The organism is Cellulomonas taurus, from assembly GCF_012931845.1.
Lineage (GTDB): Bacteria > Actinomycetota > Actinomycetes > Actinomycetales > Cellulomonadaceae > Cellulomonas > Cellulomonas taurus.
The window spans coordinates 1,425,932-1,444,648 of record NZ_CP051884.1; the positions used below are offsets into that span (position 1 = coordinate 1,425,932).

At 71.1% G+C, this 18,717-nt stretch carries 17 protein-coding genes; 8 read left to right on the forward strand and 9 right to left on the reverse strand.

From position 1 onward, the window contains the following. Nucleotides 1-52: 52 nt before the first annotated feature. A complete protein-coding gene (locus HGK68_RS06610; RefSeq protein WP_169165255.1) occupies nucleotides 53-862 on the reverse strand; it encodes a MerR family transcriptional regulator in 810 nt (269 codons plus the stop codon). A gap of 33 nt (nucleotides 863-895) precedes the next feature. Next, nucleotides 896-1,429 (reverse strand): hypothetical protein, encoded by a 534-nt coding sequence (locus tag HGK68_RS06615; protein WP_169165256.1) that lies wholly within the window; start codon nucleotides 1,427-1,429, stop codon nucleotides 896-898. Nucleotides 1,430-1,507: 78 nt separating this feature from the next. Here HGK68_RS06615 and HGK68_RS06620 point away from each other — a divergent pair, with 78 nt between their 5' ends. The 3 genes from HGK68_RS06620 (at nucleotide 1,508) to HGK68_RS06630 (ending at nucleotide 4,955) form a co-directional block, all read left to right on the forward strand. Then, nucleotides 1,508-2,281: a lysophospholipid acyltransferase family protein gene (locus HGK68_RS06620; protein WP_169165257.1), complete on the forward strand. Its 774-nt coding sequence runs from the start codon at nucleotides 1,508-1,510 to the stop codon at nucleotides 2,279-2,281. Nucleotides 2,282-2,385: 104 nt separating this feature from the next. Continuing rightward, nucleotides 2,386-3,606: a pyrophosphate--fructose-6-phosphate 1-phosphotransferase gene (locus HGK68_RS06625; protein ID WP_169165258.1), complete on the forward strand. Its 1,221-nt coding sequence runs from the start codon at nucleotides 2,386-2,388 to the stop codon at nucleotides 3,604-3,606. After that, on the forward strand, nucleotides 3,603-4,955 hold the full coding sequence (locus HGK68_RS06630; RefSeq protein WP_169165259.1) for a class II 3-deoxy-7-phosphoheptulonate synthase: 1,353 nt from the start codon (nucleotides 3,603-3,605) through the stop codon (nucleotides 4,953-4,955). Before HGK68_RS06625 ends, HGK68_RS06630 begins: the two co-directional genes overlap by 4 nt. A 437-nt stretch (nucleotides 4,956-5,392) precedes the next feature. Here HGK68_RS06630 and HGK68_RS06635 read toward each other — a convergent pair whose 3' ends face one another. From HGK68_RS06635 to HGK68_RS06645, 3 genes are all read right to left on the reverse strand, one after another. Next, nucleotides 5,393-5,641 carry a PTS transporter subunit EIIB gene (locus HGK68_RS06635; protein ID WP_169165260.1) on the reverse strand — a complete coding sequence of 83 codons (249 nt, stop codon included), beginning with the start codon at nucleotides 5,639-5,641 and terminating at the stop codon, nucleotides 5,393-5,395. A gap of 19 nt (nucleotides 5,642-5,660) precedes the next feature. Then, nucleotides 5,661-6,500, reverse strand: a complete 840-nt coding sequence (locus HGK68_RS06640; protein ID WP_169165261.1) for a PRD domain-containing protein — start codon at nucleotides 6,498-6,500, stop codon at nucleotides 5,661-5,663. A 130-nt stretch (nucleotides 6,501-6,630) separates the two neighbouring features. Then, nucleotides 6,631-8,619, reverse strand: a complete 1,989-nt coding sequence (locus HGK68_RS06645) for a beta-glucoside-specific PTS transporter subunit IIABC (RefSeq protein WP_206155817.1) — start codon at nucleotides 8,617-8,619, stop codon at nucleotides 6,631-6,633. 275 nt (nucleotides 8,620-8,894) lie between these two features. Between HGK68_RS06645 and HGK68_RS06650 the strand changes: the two genes are divergently transcribed. The 4 genes from HGK68_RS06650 (at nucleotide 8,895) to HGK68_RS06665 (ending at nucleotide 13,151) form a co-directional block, all read left to right on the forward strand. Beyond that, nucleotides 8,895-9,524: a histidine phosphatase family protein gene (locus HGK68_RS06650; RefSeq protein ID WP_169165262.1), complete on the forward strand. Its 630-nt coding sequence runs from the start codon at nucleotides 8,895-8,897 to the stop codon at nucleotides 9,522-9,524. 213 nt (nucleotides 9,525-9,737) lie between these two features. Further along, on the forward strand, nucleotides 9,738-10,013 hold the full coding sequence (locus HGK68_RS06655; protein ID WP_169165263.1) for an HPr family phosphocarrier protein: 276 nt from the start codon (nucleotides 9,738-9,740) through the stop codon (nucleotides 10,011-10,013). Between the two features lie 5 nt (nucleotides 10,014-10,018). Then, complete coding sequence (ptsP, locus tag HGK68_RS06660; protein ID WP_169165264.1) at nucleotides 10,019-11,695, forward strand: phosphoenolpyruvate--protein phosphotransferase; 1,677 nt, start codon at nucleotides 10,019-10,021, stop codon at nucleotides 11,693-11,695. Between the two features lie 34 nt (nucleotides 11,696-11,729). Beyond that, nucleotides 11,730-13,151 carry a glycoside hydrolase family 1 protein gene (locus tag HGK68_RS06665; RefSeq protein WP_206155818.1) on the forward strand — a complete coding sequence of 474 codons (1,422 nt, stop codon included), beginning with the start codon at nucleotides 11,730-11,732 and terminating at the stop codon, nucleotides 13,149-13,151. A 98-nt stretch (nucleotides 13,152-13,249) separates the two neighbouring features. Here HGK68_RS06665 and pknB read toward each other — a convergent pair whose 3' ends face one another. Both pknB and HGK68_RS06675 read right to left on the reverse strand, forming a co-directional pair. After that, complete coding sequence (gene pknB / locus HGK68_RS06670; RefSeq protein WP_169165266.1) at nucleotides 13,250-15,235, reverse strand: Stk1 family PASTA domain-containing Ser/Thr kinase; 1,986 nt, start codon at nucleotides 15,233-15,235, stop codon at nucleotides 13,250-13,252. Between the two features lie 47 nt (nucleotides 15,236-15,282). Next, nucleotides 15,283-16,464 (reverse strand): LysM peptidoglycan-binding domain-containing protein, encoded by a 1,182-nt coding sequence (locus HGK68_RS06675; RefSeq protein ID WP_169165267.1) that lies wholly within the window; start codon nucleotides 16,462-16,464, stop codon nucleotides 15,283-15,285. Nucleotides 16,465-16,609: 145 nt separating this feature from the next. Here HGK68_RS06675 and HGK68_RS06680 point away from each other — a divergent pair, with 145 nt between their 5' ends. Beyond that, complete coding sequence (locus HGK68_RS06680; protein WP_246260639.1) at nucleotides 16,610-17,017, forward strand: Rv2175c family DNA-binding protein; 408 nt, start codon at nucleotides 16,610-16,612, stop codon at nucleotides 17,015-17,017. A 56-nt stretch (nucleotides 17,018-17,073) separates the two neighbouring features. On the opposite strand, the gene HGK68_RS06685 is transcribed toward HGK68_RS06680, so the two are convergent. After that, complete coding sequence (locus HGK68_RS06685; protein WP_246260641.1) at nucleotides 17,074-18,192, reverse strand: polyprenyl synthetase family protein; 1,119 nt, start codon at nucleotides 18,190-18,192, stop codon at nucleotides 17,074-17,076. Nucleotides 18,193-18,221: 29 nt separating this feature from the next. After that, nucleotides 18,222-18,713, reverse strand: coding sequence for a hypothetical protein (locus HGK68_RS06690; RefSeq protein ID WP_169165268.1), 492 nt, complete (start codon nucleotides 18,711-18,713; stop codon nucleotides 18,222-18,224). Between the last annotated feature and the right edge of the window lie 4 nt (nucleotides 18,714-18,717).

Consider the following 18,717-nt stretch of genomic DNA (forward strand, 5'->3'; position numbering starts at 1 on the left):
TCCGACGACGAGGCCCGGTCCCCGCTCACGGGGGCCGGGCCTCGTCGTGTGCTCAGTCGACGATCGGGAAGCACACCTCGGTCACCCAGTGCTCGGGATCGGGGTCCTGGGTCGGGCCGACCCGGTAGATGTTGAACATCGGTCCGGCATGCAGGTCGTGCTCGGCCAGATAGCCCCCGATCACGGCGGTCGCCTCGGACATCCGCTCGTAGGAGCCGCGCAGGGTGGTGGTGACGATCCGGCGCTCCGGCACGGCGACCGCTCCGGGGGTGTCGGCGGGCACCTGCACCCACACCTCCACGTCGGCGTTCTCCGGCTGGTAGTCGGGATCGTGGAAAGTGGCACCGAACCGCGCGTCCGGGCGCAGGTATGGGCCCGCCTGCGCCATCAACCGCTGCCACAGCGACCCCTCGTCGGAGTAATGCGGGATGGTGTCGCGCAGGGACAGCACGGTGATCGCGGGCAGGGTCGTCTCGGTGACCGTCAGGGTGGGCTGGGTGGGCTGGCTGGGCATAACTTCCTCGATCCTCAGTCGGTCGAGTGCCGCGAGCCGGTGGTCCAGCTCGCTCCGCTCCGTCAGCAGCCGTCTGCGCTGCTCGGACACCAGGGCGGCGACACTCGCCGGATCACGCCGCACCGCCAGCACCCGGGCGATGTCCGCCACGCCGAAGCCCGCGTCGCGCAGCCCGGTCACCAGGCGCGCGTCGGCGAGCTGCTCGGGCCGGTAGAACCGGTACCCCGTCCACTCGTCGACCTCGGCCGGCACCAGGACGTCGTGCTCCGCGTAGTGCCGGAGCATCCGCACGCTGATGAAGCTCAGACGGGAGAACAACCCGATCCGCAGCAGTCCGTCGTGATCCATGCCCGCAGGTCACACCCTCACATCGTGGCAGGGTCAAACGACCGCGCCGTCACCCTCGTCCCGGTCGGGGTCGCGCCGGTGCGGCATCCGCCAGAACAGGATCGCCAGCCCGGCCAGGAACACCAGCCCGGACGCCTGCATCAGCGCCGCCGGTGCGCTCTTCCAGCCGATCACGACCACCAGCCAGAAGATCGGCATCCCGCCGACCGCCAGCCAGGCCACGGTCAGCAGCGGGTCGCCGCCGAACACCGGGGGAGCGGGCGGCGGGACGAAGTGCTCGGCCTCGTCCACCTCGCGCTCGGCCGCGTCGAACTGCTCGGTCGCGTCCCACGCCCGGCCATCGCTCTGCGCAGGTCGCACGACGCGTCGGTCGGAGACCCAGGGCGCGACGGGGTAGGTTACGGCGGGACCGGGTGCGGCATCGCCGTCGTCGGTCGTGGTTCCGGACGGCTCGGTGGTGTCCTGCAGATCGGCGACGATCGCGGCCCACTGCTCGTCCGTGACCGGTGCGTCGGAACGGCCCTCGTCGTCGCGGGGGGCGTCGTCGGCGGAGCGGTCGGGTGCCATGTGTCCCACTCTAGGTGGGGGCTGGTCGCCACTGTCCCGCAGTCCAGGTCGAGAGGTGTCAGGTTGTTCTACTGGTTGATGAAGCGGGTGCTCATCGGCCCGCTGCTGCACCTGCTGTTCCGCCCCTGGGTGCGCGGAGCGGAGCACGTCCCGAGCAGCGGTGGCGCGATCCTGGCCAGCAATCACCTCGCGGTGGTCGACTCCTTCTTCCTGCCGCTGGTGCTGGACCGGGAGATCGTGTTCATCGGCAAGAACGAGTACTTCACCGGTCGGGGACTCAAGGGCCGCCTGACCGCGGGCTTCATGCGCGGCGTGGGCACCATCCCCGTCGACCGTTCCGGCGGCAAGGCATCCGAGGCGGCGCTGCGCACCGGTCTGAAGCGACTGGAGCACGGCGACCTGTTCGGGATCTACCCCGAGGGCACCCGCAGCCCCGACGGCCGGCTCTACCGCGGCAAGACCGGGGTGGCCCGCCTCGCCCTGGAGTCCGGCGCGCCGGTGATCCCGGTGGCGATGATCGACACCGACAAGGCGCAGCCGCTGGGCCAGCGCCTGCCCCGCCCGCGCCGGATCGGTGTGGTGATCGGCGAGCCGCTCGACTTCAGCCGCTACAAGGGCATGGAGAACGACCGCTTCATCCTGCGCTCGGTCACCGACGAGATCATGTACGCGCTGATGAGCATCTCCGGCCAGGAGTACGTGGACATCTACGCCGCGACCCAGAAGGCCCGGATCGCCACCGGTCACCCGCAGGCGGAGGCCCCCACCGGTGCCACGCTCGCCCCGGGTGGTCGCGAGGTGCCCGATGTCCAGGTACCGGTCCCGCCGGAAGAGGACCAGCCCGCTCAGTAGGATGAGCGCCGGGGACCTCGGTCCCGGATTCGATCCCGCCCGATGCCCTTCAGTGGCCCCGGGCAGAACGCCCAGCTGTGCAGTTCCAACGAGAGGTGTGTCTCATGTCGGTTCGTCGCGTCGCGCTCCTGACCGCGGGTGGCTTCGCTCCGTGCCTGTCCTCGGCGGTCGGTGGCTTGATCGAGCGGTACACCGAGATCGCTCCCGAGATCGAGATCATCGCCTACGAGCACGGCTACTACGGGCTGCTCAAGGGTCAGAAGATCGTGGTGACCGACGCCGTCCGGGAGAAGGCCGGCCTGCTGCACCGCTTCGGTGGCTCGCCGATCGGCAACTCGCGCGTGAAGCTCACCAACCAGGCCGACTGCGTCAAGCGCGGTCTGGTCGCCGAGGGTGAGGACCCGCTGCAGGTGGCCGCCGAGCAGCTGAAGGCGGACGGCGTGGACGTCCTGCACACCATCGGTGGCGACGACACCAACACCACCGCCGCCGACCTGGCCGCCTACCTGGCCGAGAACGACTACGACCTGACCGTCGTCGGTCTGCCGAAGACCATCGACAACGACGTCATCCCGATCAAGCAGTCGCTGGGTGCCTGGACCGCCGCCGAGGAGGCCGCCGGTTTCGCGGCGAACATCATCGGCGAGCACCGCTCCGGCCCGCGCATGCTGATCGTGCACGAGGTCATGGGCCGGCACTGCGGGTGGCTCACCGCCGCCGCCGCGGTCGAGTACCGCAAGTGGCTGGACCAGCAGGAGTGGCTGCCGGAGATCGGCCTGTCCCGTGAGCGCTGGGACATCCACGCCGTGTTCGTGCCCGAGGCGAAGATCGACATCGATGCCGAGGCCGCGCGCCTGCGCACCATCATGGACGAGCAGGGCAACGTCAACATCTTCCTCTCCGAGGGTGCCGGCATGCACGAGATCGTCGAGCAGCTCGAGGCCTCCGGCCAGGAGGTCGGCCGTGACGCCTTCGGTCACGTCAAGCTGGACACGATCAACCCGGGTCAGTGGTTCGCGAAGCAGTTCGCGGAGAAGCTGGGTGCCGAGAAGGTCATGGTCCAGAAGTCGGGCTACTACTCCCGAGCGGCCGCGGCCAACGCCGAGGACCTGCGCCTGATCAAGTCGATGACCGACCTCGCCGTCGAGTGCGCCCTCAAGGGTGAGCCCGGCGTGATCGGCCACGACGAGGAGGACGGCGACCGGCTCAAGGCGATCGCCTTCCCGCGGATCGCCGGTGGCAAGCCCTTCGACATCAGCCAGCCGTGGTTCGGCGCGATGCTGTCGGAGATCGGCCAGCCGCTGGTGCCCGCGAGCCACTCGTGAGCGTGGAGCCGGACCCGCAGGTGCTCTCGGGTCTGGACGCCTGGCGTTCGCTGGACGCCGCGCAGCAGCCCGCCTGGCCGGACGCGCAGGCCCTGAACCGGGTCACCGACCGGCTGGCGGCGCTGCCGCCCCTGGTGTTCGCGGGCGAGGCCGACGCGCTGCGTGCCCAGCTCGCGGCCGCCGGTCGGGGCGAGGCGTTCCTGCTCCAGGGCGGGGACTGCGCGGAGACCTTCGCGGAGGCCACCGCCGACAACATCCGCGGCAAGATCATGACCATCCTCCAGATGGCCGTGATCCTGACCTACGGCGCCAGCCTGCCGGTGATCAAGATGGGCCGGATGGCGGGCCAGTACGCCAAGCCGCGCTCGTCCAACGAGCAGACCCGCGACGGTGTCACGCTCCCGGCGTTCCGGGGCGACATCATCAACGGCTTCGAGTTCACCGAGGAGTCCCGCACCCCGGACCCGCAGCGGCTGCTCGAGGCGTACCACACGTCCTCGGCGACGTTGAACCTGATCCGCGCGTTCACCACCGGCGGCTTCGCGTCGCTGCTGCGGGTACACGAGTGGAACCGGGGCTTCATGGCGAACCCGGCCTACTCCCGGTACGAGGAGATCGCGGGGGAGATCGACCGCGCGATCCGGTTCATGGCCGCGTGCGGCGCCGACTTCGACGCCCTGCGCACCGTGGACTTCTACTCCTCGCACGAGGGGCTGCTGCTGGACTATGAGCGGCCGCTGACCCGGATCGACTCCCGGACCGGGCTGCCCTACGACTGCTCGGCCCACTTCCTGTGGATCGGGGAGCGCACCCGGCAGCTGTCCGGTGCGCACGTGGACTACTTCGCCCGGGTGCAGAACCCGCTCGGCGTGAAGCTGGGCCCGACCACGACGGCGGATGACGCGCTGGCGCTGATCGACCGGCTGAACCCGAGCGGCGAACCCGGCCGGATCACCTTCATCACCCGGATGGGGGCCGCGCGGATCCGCGACGTGCTGCCCGGCCTGGTGGAGAAGGTCACCGCCGACGGCCGCCCGGTCACCTGGGTGTGCGACCCGATGCACGGCAACACCATCACGGCGTCCAGCGGATACAAGACCCGCCGGTTCTCCGACGTGATGGACGAGGTGACCGGCTTCTTCGACGTGCACCACGGCCTGGGCACCGTCCCGGGCGGACTGCACATGGAGCTGACCGGCGACGACGTCACCGAGGTGCTGGGTGGCGCGGAGGAGATCGACGACGAGGGTCTGGCGCGACGCTACGAGACCCTGGTCGACCCGCGGCTGAACCACCAGCAGTCGCTGGAGCTGGCGTTCCAGGTCGCGGAGCTGCTGCGGCGGCACTGAGCCCGGACACGAAGGGGCCGGATCCGCTTGGATCCGGCCCCTTCGTGCGCGTCGCGGCCCGAACGTCGGCCCCCGAGTCGGCCGTTGGCGTCCCCGTGCCCGGCCGGCGCACCCTGCGGTCGGCATCGTGCGCTCCAGGGCGGGCGCTCCGGCTCGCGATCGGCTCTTCATTCCCCGGGCGGTCGGTCCTCGCCGAGGTCGGCGCTTCGCGCCCGAGGTCGGCACTTCGCGCCCGAGGTCGGCACTTCGCGCCCCAGGTCGGCACTTCGCGCCCCAGGTCGGCACTTCGCGCCCCAGGTCGACACTTCGCGCCCCAGGTCGACACTTCGCCGCGCCTGCGGCGGCGTCAACTGCCGACCTCGGCTCCGGCAGGCGGGGCGGCACAGAGGCGGCACGGGGGCGGCACGGGGCGTGGCCGCGGGGCCGCGGGGCGGGGGTCAGGCGTCGAGCAACTCTCGGACCGCGCGGCTGACCGGCATCGCGCGAGCACCCAGCGCCACCTGGAACTGTCCGCCCTGCACGAGCACCACGGCGACCTCGTCCAGCGCCGTCAGCGCCTCGTCGTCGCGGGCGTCCCAGTCGCGCAGCACCAGCCGCAGTCGGCTCCAGCACGCCGTCACGTCGGTGACGTTCTCCGGGCCGCCGACCAGGGCCAGCACCGTCGCTGCCAGGGCGTGATCGTCCATCAGGGGACTCCGTGGGGGATCAGGACATCGCGCCGGTGAGCCGGGCGATGTGCAGGGTGAGGTAGAGCATCTCATCCCCGCTGATCTGCCAGCCGAACCGCTCGGTCAGCAGGTCGCGGACCGCCTCGGCGCTGGCGTAGGCCTTCGGGTGCTGGCGGCGGACGGTGTCGGTCAGCACGCCCTGCTGGTCCTCCAGCATGACGCCGCGCTGCTGGCGCACCACCAGGTAGCGCAGGTGGGTGATGAACCGGGCGACGTCCAGCGACTCCTCGTCCAGCGCCAGGCCCAGCTGTTCGCGCAGGATGCCGAGCACGGCGCCGAAGACCTCGGTCATCTCCACCGTGCGACTCAGGTCGTTCGCGCCGAACTGTGCGTTTACGAAGTGCAGCGCGAGCGGGACCGCCTCCAGCGCCGGCAGCTCGACCCCGGTGCGGTCCTTGATCAGCGCCAGCGCCTCCCGGGCGAAGGCGACCTCGCGCGGGTAGAGGTGGGTCACCTCCCACTGCAGGGGGTAGCTGATCGTCAGCCCCTCCTCGGCGCGCTGCAGGGCGAAGACGATGTGGTCGGCCAGCGGGATGATGACGTGGGAGTCGATCTGGGTGCCGAGCTGTCGGCGGGCCAGGTCGACGATCTCCTGGGTGAGGTCGATCCGCTCGGCGGGGATCTCCTCCACCAGGGCGGCGATCCGTTCCGGTGTGGTCGAACCACCGGGCACGAAGGTGCGCTCCACCGCGTCCGGACGCACGTCGTCGCCCGGTTTGGCCTGGAAGCCGAGGCCCTTGCCCATCAGCACGAACTCCTGGCCGTGATCGTCCGCGGCCAGCAGCACGTTGTTGTTGAAGACCTTGGTGACCTGCACCTGCGCTCCGATTCATGGTGAGACGCCGGTGCCCCGCGCACATGGCGCGGGACACCGGCGTTCGGTGTGCGGAGTCCGGATCGTATCCGGCCCTGCTGTCGGTCCTATCAGACCGCGGGTCGGAAGGGAATCAGGCGACCACTGTCAGCAGCGGGGTGCCGGTGGTGGTCTCACCCGCGGGGGCGGCGACCACGTCGGCGTAGGTGTCGGTGTTGGTCACCAGCACGATGGTGGTGGTGTCCAGCCCGGCGGCCCGGATCGCGTCCAGGTCCACGGTCACCAGCGGGGTGCCGGGCAGCACCTGGGCGCCCTGCTGCACGGCGGGGGCGAAGCCCTTGCCGTCCAGCTCGACGGTGTTGATCCCGACGTGCACCAGGACCTCGACGCCGTTGTCAGCGAGCAGGCCGTAGGCGTGCGGCAGGACGCTGACCACGGTGCCGGAGACCGGGGAGACGATCGTGCCGTCCGCCGGGACCACACCGGCACCCTTGCCCAGGGCACCCGAGGCGAAGACCTTGTCGCTCACCTCGGCCAGCGGCACCACGGTGCCGTTCACCGGGGAGGCGACCTCGATCACCTGGGTCTCGGTCAGCGTCGCGGTGCTGCCGGAACCGGCGGCGGGGGCGACGGACTCGGGGGCCTTGGTCTCCGGCGCTGCCGGGGCGGCGGCGTCCTTCACCGGGAGGTCCTTGAAGCCCAGCACCAGGGTGAGCACGAAGGCCAGCACCACGGCGACCGCGGTGCCGATCACCACGGAGGTGAAGCCGTGGTTCAGCGTGGCCGTGATCGTGATCAGACCCGGCAGGGCGAAGACGTCGGTCGCACCGCCACCGACGGCGACGATCGCGCCACCGACGGCACCGGAGATCGCGGCGTAGATGAACGGCTTCTTCAGGCGCAGGGTGACACCGTAGATCGCGGGCTCGGTGATACCGGCCAGGAAGCCGGAGACGGCGGCCGGACCGGCCACGGCGCGCAGGTCCTTGTTCTTGGTGCGGATCATCACGGCGACCACGGCTCCGGCCTGGGCCAGCACGGCCGGGAACAGCGCGGCGGTGAGGTAGGAGAAGCCCTGGTCGGTGAGCTCGTTGGTCATGATCGGCACGAAGCCCCAGTGCACGCCGAAGATCACGAACACCTGCCACAGACCGGCCATCAGGGCGCCACCGAGCCACGGCACGGTGTCCCAGATCGCGTTGATGCCGCTGGAGATCCCGGAGGAGACGACGTTGGCCAGCGGGGCGATCAGGATGTAGGTCAGCGGGACCAGCACGGCCAGCACGATCATCGGGGTGACGAAGTTGCGCAGGAAGTCCGGCAGTACCTTGGCGACCAGCGGCTCGAACTTGGACTGGGCGTAGACCGCGATGATGACCGGGATCACCGCGGAGAGCGCGCTCGGCAGGGCGACGGTCAGACCGAAGGCCTGCGGGATGCCGAGCAGCAGCGGGATGCCGAGGAAGGTCACGTCCCCGCCACCGGCGGAGAACGTCTGCAGGTTCACGACCGAACCGTCGGCCAGCGCCATCTGCGCGAACAGGTCGCCGTAGAGCAGACCGGCGGCGATCGCCACAGCGGTGTAGACGTTCGCCTTGAACTTCCGCGCCGCGGTGATCGCGATGAAGATCGGCAGCAGCTGGAACGCGGCGTCACCGGCGGCGTACCACATGGCGTAGGTGGTGGTGCCGGCGAACTCGGGGGAGATCTTCGCGACCAGCGCCAGCAGGGCCTTGATCAGACCGGTGGCGGCCAGGATCCACAGGAACGGCGTGAAGATGCTGGTGATCATGTCGATGAACCGGGCCATCAGGTTGCCCTTGTCGCCGACCTCGGCCTCGTCGGTCGGGGCGTCCCCGCCGATGTTGACCCCGATCTGACCCAGCGCCTCGTAGACCTTGGGGACGGTGTTGCCGATCACGACCTGGAACTGGCCGCCGGACTCCATCACGGTGATGACACCGGCGGTGCCCTCGACGGCGGCCTTGTCGGCCTGCTCGCGGTCCTTCAGGCGGAACCGCAGCCGGGTCGCACAGTGCACCACCGATGCGACGTTGTCCTTGCCGCCGACGCCGCGAAGGACGTCCTCGGCGATCGTCTGATACTTGCTGGCGGAAGCCACGATTCCTCCTCGAATCCGTGTCGCGCCGCCCCCGGGAGCCTGAGGGCAACAAAAAAACCCGAGCCGTCACGAACGACACTCCACAACGGAGTCCGCTCGCTCAGCTCGGGTTTTGCCTGCTGTCAGCAGTAACAATCCCAGTTCTGCGCGGTCGCCAGGGGGGGCGACGGACGCACAGCGTGCCGCACCCGTTCCTGCCTTGTCAACGAGCCAGGTCAGAGCGGGTGCCCGTACGGTGGTCGGCGTCCCGATCCCGACGTTCAGGAGGTCAGCCCGTGGCGGCGACGCTTCATCTGGTCCGGCACGGCCGCACCGTCTACAACACCGACAACCTGGTGCAGGGCTGGTCGGATTCGCCGCTCACCGACGAGGGCGTCATCGGGGTCCGGCGCACGGCGCAGGCGCTGGCCGAGGTCCCGTTCGTCGCGGCCTACGCCAGCCCGTTCGGTCGCACGATGGCGACAGCCCGCGAGATCCTCGTCCACCACCCGGACGTCCCACTGACCCAGGACGACGGGTTGCGCGAGTTCCACTTCGGGGAGTGGGAGACCCTCCCGGAGGCGGAGCTGTGGGCCGAGTACGACCCGATCGCGATGTTCGCCGGGGTGTTCGACGGCAGCTTCCCCGGGCTGCCCGGCGGCGAGTCCTCGGCTGCCTACCGTCGTCGGGTGGCCGACAGCTTCGCCCGGATCGAGCGCGCTCACACCGGCGACGTTCTGGTGGTCAGCCACGGGGTCACGCTGTTCGCCTACCTGGCAGCCCTGGGCGAGGTGTCACTGGCGCCGCTGCCCAACGCCAGCGTCAGCACGGTGCGGGTCAACGACGACGGCAGCCGCGAGGTGATGGATGTCGGCCGGGACCTGGGCGGGCACGGACTCACGCCCGAGCTGGCCCCGAACTCCTGACCGAGGAGCCACGGGAGGCCGGGCCCCGGGTTGACCGGGGCTCGGCCCGACGGGTATAACGATCAGGCCATCGCGAGGATTGTTACTGACTCGATCAGGCAAGACCTGTCGCGGACCGCACCAGCGGTCCGTACAGGTCTTTTTTTGTTTGCCCGGCCGGCGGAGAAGCCGGCGGGTGTATCGCACGTTTGACTGCAATGGGGAGTCCGACCAGTGCCGCAGCGCAATGTCACCATCGCCTCGTCCGTGGGCCTGCACGCCCGTCCCGCCGGGATCTTCACCAAGGCGGCCGCCGCCTCCGGTGCCCAGGTCACGATCGGCCGGCCCGGTGCGCCCGCCGTGAACGCCGCCAGCCTGCTCATGGTCATGGGCCTGGGCCTCAAGCACGGCGAGACCGCCGAGCTGACCGTCGAGGGTGACGGCGCCGACGCCGCCCTGGACCAGCTCGCCGAGCTCCTGTCGACCGACCTCGACGCCGCCGGGGAGTGAGTCCGATGGCCGGGAACACCCTCACCGGGGTCGGGGTCGGCCGGGGCATCGTCCTCGGACCGATCGCCGTCGCCCGCCCCGCGATCACCCTGCCCGCTGACGAGGCACCCGCCGTCGACGGCGATCTGGCACGGGTGAAGGCGGCATTCTCCGCCGTCGCCGCCGATCTGCAGGCGCGCGCCGACTCCGCCGAGGGGACCCTGGCCGAGGTGCTGGGCGCCACCGCCCAGATGGCCGAGGACCCGGCGCTGATCGGCGACGTCGAGCAGCGCCTCGCCTCCGGCACCGGCCCGGCCCACGCCGTGAGCGAGGCGGTGGAGCAGGTCTGCGAGATGTTCGCCGCCGTGGGCGGCTACATGGCCGAGCGGGTCACCGACCTGCGCAGCGTCAAGGACCGGGTGATCGCCCGGGTGCTCGACGCCCCGGAGCCGGGTCTCGGTGAGCTGACCGAGCCCTCCGTCGTGGTCGCCGAGGACCTGTCCCCGGCCGACACCTCCGCGCTCGACCTGAGCAAGGTGCTCGGCATCGTGACCGAGCAGGGTGGCCCCACCGGCCACACCGCGATCATCGCCGGGCAGCTCGGTCTGCCCTGCATCGTCCGGGTGCCCGGTGTCACCGAGCTGGCCGCCGGCACCGTGGTGGTGGTGGACGCCGCCGCGAGCACCGTGACGGTCGACCCGGACCAGGCGCTGATCCAGGAGGTCGCCGACCGTCGTGCGGCCGCCGAGCGCCTGACCGAGGACACCGAGCCGGGTGCGACCTCCGACGGCCACCGGGTGCAGCTGCTCGCCAACATCGGCACCGCCGCGGACGCCGAGCGCGCGGCCGCGACCGCGGTCGAGGGCGTCGGGCTGTTCCGTACCGAGGTGCTCTTCCTCGAGCAGCAGACAGCGCCCACCGTCGAGGAGCAGGTCGCGACCTACACCGCCGTGCTGCGGTCCTTCGCCGGGCGCAAGGTGGTCGTGCGCACCATCGACGCCGGTGCCGACAAGCCCCTGGCCTTCGCCCAGCAGTCGGTGGAGGAGAACCCGGCGCTGGGTGTGCGCGGCTACCGCCTGGTCCGCACCCTGCCGCAGCTGCTGGCCGACCAGCTGACCGCCCTCGGGCGCGCCCAGCAGGAGACCGGTGCCGAGCTGTGGGTGATGGCGCCGATGATCGCGACGCCGACCGAGGCGGCCGACTTCGCCGCCGCCGCCCGGGAGGCCGGTCTCAGCACCGTCGGGGTGATGGTCGAGGTGCCCGCCGTGGCCCTGCGCTGCGCCGACGTGCTGGCCGACGTCGACTTCGTCTCCCTGGGGACGAACGACCTCGCCCAGTACACGATGGCCACCGACCGGCTGCGCGGCGAGCTGTCCGACCTGCTCGACCCGTGGCAGCCCGCGGTGCTCGACCTGGTCGCCGCGACCGCCGAGGGCGGCAAGGCCACCGGCAAGCCGGTCGGGGTGTGCGGCGAGTCCGCCTCCGACCCGCTGATGGCGCTGGTGCTGACCGGTCTGGGCGTGACCAGCCTGTCGATGTCGCCCTCCGCCGTGCCCGCCGTCCGCGCCGCCGTGCGCGGCCACTCCCTGGCCCGGTGCCAGGAGATCGCCGCGGCCGCCCGTGCCGCGCGCACAGCTCCCGAGGCCCGAGCAGCCGCACTCGAGCTCACGGACCCGCAGGTCAAGCAGCTGCTCGGCCTGTGATCAACGCAGTCGACGACGACAAGAGGTGCATGTAGTGACTTCCACGACCCCGTTCCCCGACGGCTTCCTGTGGGGCGGCGCCACCGCCGCCAACCAGCTCGAGGGTGCGTACAACGAGGGCGGCAAGGGGCTGTCCATCCAGGACATCATGCCCCGCGGTATCTCCGGCGCTCCGAGCGAGCAGCCCACCGACGACAACCTGAAGCTGGTCGGCATCGACCACTACCACCGCTACGCCGAGGACATCGCGCTGTTCGCGGAGATGGGCTTCAGGACCTACCGGTTCTCCATCGCCTGGTCCCGGATCTTCCCGAACGGTGACGACGCGGAGCCGAACGAGGAGGGCCTGGCCTTCTACGACCGGCTGCTGGACGAGCTGGAGAAGCACGGCATCGAGCCGCTGGTCACCATCTCCCACTACGAGACGCCGCTGAACCTGGCCAAGCAGTACGACGGCTGGGTCTCCCGCGACCTGATCGGCTTCTTCGAGAACTACGTGCGGACCATCTTCACCCGCTACGGCTCCCGGGTGAAGTACTGGCTGACCTTCAACGAGATCAACTCGGTGCTGCACGCCCCGCTGATGAGCGGCGGCATCCTCACACCCAAGGAGCAGCTCACCAAGCAGGACCTCTACCAGGCCGTGCACCACGAGCTGGTCGCCTCCGCGCTGGCCACCAAGATCGCCCGCGAACTCATGCCGCAGGCCCAGATCGGCTGCATGGTCATCGCGGTGCCGTTCTACCCGCTGACCCCGGACCCGCAGGACGTGCTCAAGGCCCAGCACTCCGACCACGAGAACCTGGCCTTCGGTGACGTGCACGTGCGCGGCGAGTACCCGGGCTACCTGCTGCGGCAGCTCCGGGAGCTGGGTGTCGAGCTGAACATCACCGACGAGGACCGGGCGCTGCTCAAGGAGCACACGGTCGACTTCGTGTCGTTCAGCTACTACATGAGCTCGGCGCAGACCGCCGACCCGAGCAAGCAGCCGGCGGTCGGGAACCTGATCGGTGGGGTCCCGAACCCGACGCTCGCGTCCTCCGAGTGGGGCTGGCAGATCGACCCGGTCGGTCTGCGCGTGGTGATGAACCAGTTCTGGGATCGGTGGCAGAAGCCGCTGTTCATCGTGGAGAACGGTCTGGGCGCCAAGGACCAGCTGGTCGAGGTCGACGGGGTCAAGACCGTGATCGACGACTACCGGATCGCCTACCTGAACGACCACCTGTACCAGGTCGGCGAGGCGATCCAGGACGGCGTGCAGGTGCTCGGGTACACCACCTGGGGCTGCATCGACCTGGTTTCGGCCTCCACCGCGCAGCTGAGCAAGCGGTACGGCTTCATCTACGTCGACCGCAACGACGACGGCTCCGGCACCCTGGACCGCTACAAGAAGAAGTCCTTCGACTGGTACGCGGACGTCATCCGCACCAACGGGGGCAGCCTCACCGCACCGTGATGCGGTGACACCGGGCAACGGCCCGGCCGGGATTCGTGGTGGGTCCCGGCCGGGCCGTTCTCATGTCCGCGGTCGCGCCACGGTGTACCGCTGTCGACTCAGACGACGGTGAGGGTGATCTTGCTGCCCTTGGCGACCTGGGTGTCGGCGGCCACGCTCTGGTCGCGCACGGTGCCGAAGATGCCGCCGAGCACGTTCTGTCGTTCGGCGACCAGTCCGAGCTGATCCAGGATCTGCTTGGCCTCGTCGTACTGCTTGCCCCGCAGGTTCGGCACGGTCACCAGCTCCGGCCCCTTCGACACCTCGACGTTCACGGTGTCGGTGCGGTGCCCGGCGGTGCCCGGCGCCGGGTCCTGGCTGACGATGCTGCCGGCCGGGACGGTGTCCGAGAACACCTCGGTGGCGGCGATCTTCAGCCCGGCGTCCTCCAGCTGCGAGGTGGCGTTGTCCAGGGTCGCACCGACCACGGAGAACACGGTGACCGGTTCCGGTCCCTGCGAGACGGTGAGGATCACCGTGGTGCCGCGCTTGAGGCTGGTGGCGGCGGCGAGATCCGCGCCGTCCTGGCCCGCGACCTTCAGCACCAGACCGTTCGCCACGTCGTCGGAGTAGGCGGGGTCGTCGTAGTCGACGGTCAGTCCCGCGCCGGTAAGCGCGGCTTCGGCATCCGCCTGCAACGCGCCGAGCAGTCCGTCCGGCACGGTGACGACGTCCGGGCCCTTGGACAGGGTGAGCGCGACGGTGCCGTCCTTGCGCACCCGGTCCCCGGACGCCGGATCGGATTCGATCACCGTGCCGACTGCGGCGGTGTCGTCGAATGCCTCGGCCACGGTGACGTCGAGTCCGGCGTCGCCCAGGGTCTCCCGGGCCTGCTGCTCGGTCAGGGTGTCGACGGTCGGCACCGTGGTGTAGGCACCCGGCCCGATGTTCTGGAACCACCAGGTGCCGCCACCTGCCAGTGCGGCGACCAGCAGCACCACGCCACCGATCACCAGCCAGCGACGACGACGGTTCGCAGCGGCGACCGGCGAGGCGGGGGCGGGGGAGTCGGCCGGGTCGGCCGCGCCCAGCCCGATCGGCAGCGCGACCGTGCCGCCGCGGGACAGCGCCTCGATCTTGGAGGTGGCGGCGTCGCCGGCTGCGGCTGCCTCCTGCTCGGCGGTGTCCTGCGGTTCGGGCTCGGGCAGCGCCGTCGGCTCGACCTCGACCCGGCGGTCCAGGGTGGCCTGGTCCAGTTCACCCCGGGTGCGGCGCAGCAGGGCCAGTGCGGCCGCGGCGTCGGCGGGGCGGTCGTCCGGGTCACGGGCGGTCAGGGCGGCGACCAGCACGTCGACCTCGGTCGGCAGCCAGTCGGCGACCTCGGAAGGTGCCGGCACGTCGTCGTTCACGTGCTGGAAGGCGATCTGGATCGGCGTCTCGCCGGTGAAGGGCTGCCGGCCGGTGATCGCCTCGTAGAGCAGGACTCCGGTGGCGTAGACGTCGGTGCGGGCGTCGCTGGCGCCACGGGTGACGAGCTCCGGGGCGAGGTAGGCGACGGTGCCCAGCACGGTGCCGGTGGTGGCGGAGGTGACCTCGGTGACGGCCCGGGCCAGCCCGAAGTCGCCGACCTTGATCCTGCCCTCGGCGGTGAGCAGCACGTTCTCCGGCTTGATGTCCCGGTGGACCAGGCCCGCACGGTGCGCGGTCGAGAGGGCGTCGAGCACCTGCTCGGCCATCGACAGCGCGTCGCCGACGCTCAGCGATCCGCGGCGGGCCAACTGGTGGCGCAGGTTGCCGCCCGGGACGTACTCCATCGTCAGATAGGAGGTCTCACCGTCCAGGCCCTGATCGAAGACCGACACCAGGCCCGGGTGGGTCAGCCGCGCGGCCGACCGGGCCTCCCGCCGGAACCGGGCGACGAAGTCCGCGCCGCCGGAGGACTCGGCCAGGTGCGGGTGCATCACCTTGAGCGCGACCTCGCGGTCGAGCCGACGGTCCACCGCGAGGTAGACGGTCGCCATGCCGCCGCGCGCGATGCGCGAGACGACGTGGTACCGGCCGTCGACCAGATGGCCGACGAGCGGATCGGTGAGAGTGGTTGCCACGGCCGAAGTCTACGGGCGACCCCCGGTGAACCCCGGGAGGCCGTGCGTCAGAAGCGTGCCGTCAGGGTGTGGACGTTGGCGACATAGCGGCGGGTGTCCGCGAACATCCCGTTGCTGCGCACCGAGCCGAGGCCCTGGTAGTAGCTCGCGATCGCGGTGGAGGTGTCGCCGCCGGTCGACTTGAGCAGCTGGCGCAGGATCGCGACACCGGCCACGACGTTGTCGTCCGGGTCCAGCAGGTTGAGCTCGCGCCCGACCAGCTCGCTGGCCCAGTCGCCGGAGGTCGGGATGACCTGCATGGTGCCGATCGCGTTCGCGGGGGAGACCGAGGTGTGGTCGAAGCCGGACTCCTGGAAGGCGATCGCCTGCGCCAGGGACGGGTCGACGCCCATCTGCCGGGCCGTGCTGGCGACCTTGGCCTGCATCTCGGAGGTGGACGGGACGCCGATGGAGAGCAGGGTGGCCTTGTTCTCGTTCGCGGAGGCGACCGTGGCGGCCGGGTAGGTGCGGCCGAGGAAGGTGCTGCCGACCAGCTGCTGGGAGGTGCTCACCGTCGTGCTCGCAGCGGTGGTCGTGGCACCCGGGATGGTGAGGGTCTGACCGGCGCGGATGAACGCCCGGGCGTCCAGGCCATTGGCGGACACCACGGCGTTCACGGTGGTGCCGTAGCGCGCGGCGATCGCCGAGACCGTCTCGCCCTGGGCGACGGTGTGGGTGCCGGTGGCCGCCGAGGTCGTCGCGGTCGTCACGGTCGTGGCCGTGGTCGAGCCGGGGATGGTCAGCGTCTGACCGGCGCGGATGAAGGCGCGTGCGTCCAGGCCGTTCGCGCCGACGATGGCGTCGACGGTGCTGCCGTAGCGCGCGGCGATGGCCGAGACCGTCTCGCCCTGGGCCACGGTGTGGGTCCCGGCGGTCGCAACCGGGGCCGCCGCGGGGGCTGACTGCCCGGTCGGGATGGTGAGCGTCTGGCCCTCGCGGATGAAGCCGGCGGCGTTCAGGCCGTTGGCGTCGCGCACGGCGCTGACCGTGGTGCCGAACTGCTTGGCGATGTGGCTGACGGTGTCGCCCGATCGGACGGTGTAGTGCTCGTCGGCGTGGGCGGCAGCACTGGAGGTGCCGACGGCCAGCGCCGCCAGGGCCAGCGTCGCGCCGGTGTTGGTCGCGAGGCGACGGGCGCGGGGTCGGGAGCTACGGGCGTCGTCGGCGAGTGCGAGTGCGGACTGCGTCATGAGAAATCCCTGAGGCTGGACTGCGGCGGCTGGTGTCACGCTGATGCTGTTGGGGCACCTGTGACTCATGTGACTGGTGTGACGGTAGTGCACCAGTGGGGAGCTGGGAAGTCGAGCCACCGACACGGGACTAGGCTTGAGCGCCGTGACCGCCTTGAACCAGCCGGACGACCTCGTCGACTCCTGGCTCACCATTCCCGACGTCGCCGATGCACTCGGAGTCGACGCCGGACGGGTGCGCCGCCTGCTCAAGGAGGGGCGGATCGCCGGTGTGCGCCGCGGTGATCCGCCGGTGCTGAGCATCCCCGCGGACTTCCTGGTCCCGGTGGACGCGGCGAACCCGACCGCCGACGAGCGGGACGAGGGCGGCGACCACACCGTGCTCGCGTCCCTGCAGGGCACACTCACCGTGCTGGGCGATGCGGGCTTCGACTACGGGGAGATGATCGCCTGGCTGTTCACCGCCAACGAGGCGCTGCCGGGTCGCCCGATCGATGTGCTGCGCTCGGGGAGCAAGACCGCCGTTCGACGGCTGGCCCAGGCAGAGCTCTGAGCCCCGCCGGGCTGATCGACTGAGCGGGCGGTGCCGGGGCGCCGGACCGCGGAGCGTCAGGCCTGGCGCTGCACGGCCGCCCGGCCGAGGCGCAGCAGCATGTCGCGGCCCGGATCGACCAGTGCTGCCGCCGACCAGGCGCGTTCGGCCTCGTCGAGCAGCAGGTCGATCAGCTGCTCGACCTCGTCCACGGCACCGGTCGACCGGATCACCTCGGCGAGTGCCAGGCAGGCGTCCTCGTCCAGCTGGGGGTCGCCGAGCTCGGTACGCAGCCGCTCCATCACCGGCAGCTCGCCGGCCCGGCCCGCTGCCGCCATCGCGCGGGCGACCAGCACCGTCCGCTTGCCCTCGCGCAGATCGTCGCCGGCCGGCTTCCCGGTGGTCGCCGGGTCGCCGAAGACGCCCAGCAGGTCGTCCCGGAGCTGGAATGCCTCGCCCAGCGGCAGCCCGAACGCGCTGGCCGCCAGCAGTGCGGCGTCGTCGGCTCCGGCCAGCGCGGCGCCCATCAGGATCGGGTGCTCCACGCTGTACCGCGCGGTCTTGGCCCGGATCACCTCGCGGGCGCGCTGCTCGTCGCCGACCGGGTCCGTGCCCCAGGGCAGCACCTGGGCCTGCAGGTCGAGGTACTGGCCGACAGTGACCTCGGTGCGCATCCGGTCGAAGACGGCGCGTGCGCGGAGCGCCAGCACGGGGTCGATCCCGGTCATGGCGGCCGCGAACTCCCGCTCCGACGCGATCAGCGCCAGGTCGCCGAGCAGGATCGCCGCCGACTCGCCGTACCGCCGGTCGTCGCCGGACCACCGCGCGGTGCGGTGGGTGTGCGCGAAGCTGCGGTGCGCCGCGGGCAGGCCGCGCCGGGTGTCGGAGTCGTCCATCACATCGTCGTGGAACAGGGCCGCGGCCTGGAACAGCTCCAGCGCCGCGCCGACTCGTAGCGCTGCCGTCGCGCCGTCGCCCGACCGGTCCCCACCATGCGCCCGCCACGACCAGTAGCAGAACGCCGCCCGCAGCCGCTTGCCGCCGGAGAGCATCAGCCGCAGTGCCTCGATCAGCGGCCCGGTGCCCGAGCCCATCCGGGCCAGTTCCGGCTCCAGGGCATCCAGGTGGGCGGTGAGCAGTGCGTCCACCTGGGCGCGCACGCCCTCCAGGTCGACCAGGGGGGTGGCGTCGTTCACCCTGCGAGCGTACGGCCTGGTCGCGATGCCTACAGCTTGACCGTGCCGCCGATGGTCACCGTGCGCAGCCCGTCTCGATCCAGTACGCCGAGGGTGATGACCTCGCTGCCGTCCCCGCGCACGAAGGTCGAACTCGCGGCCAGGCCCGCACCGGGATCGGTCGCGGTCTCCGTGAAGCCCGCGGCGACCAGCGGGGCCCGGAACGCCGCCAGCAACTGGTCGGTGCTCAGGGGGTTGCGCAGGTTCAGGCTGACCGTGGTCAGCCCGGTCGCTTCGTCCAGTTCGCTCGCCGACATCAGGATCTCGCTGCCCTCCGGCACCGGGAGCAGGTCAGCCGGGAAGCCCTCCGCCAGCCCGCCGACCGTGGACACGGTCGCCGTCGGTGACGGCAGGAGGGTCTCGGTCGGCGTGGGGGCCTCGACGCCGCCGGTGACCGAGGGGGTCGGCAGCGGTGTGCTGCCGGTGCAGGCGGTCAACCCGCCGAGCAGCAGCAGACAGAGCAGAGCAGTTCCGGCGCGCACCGGC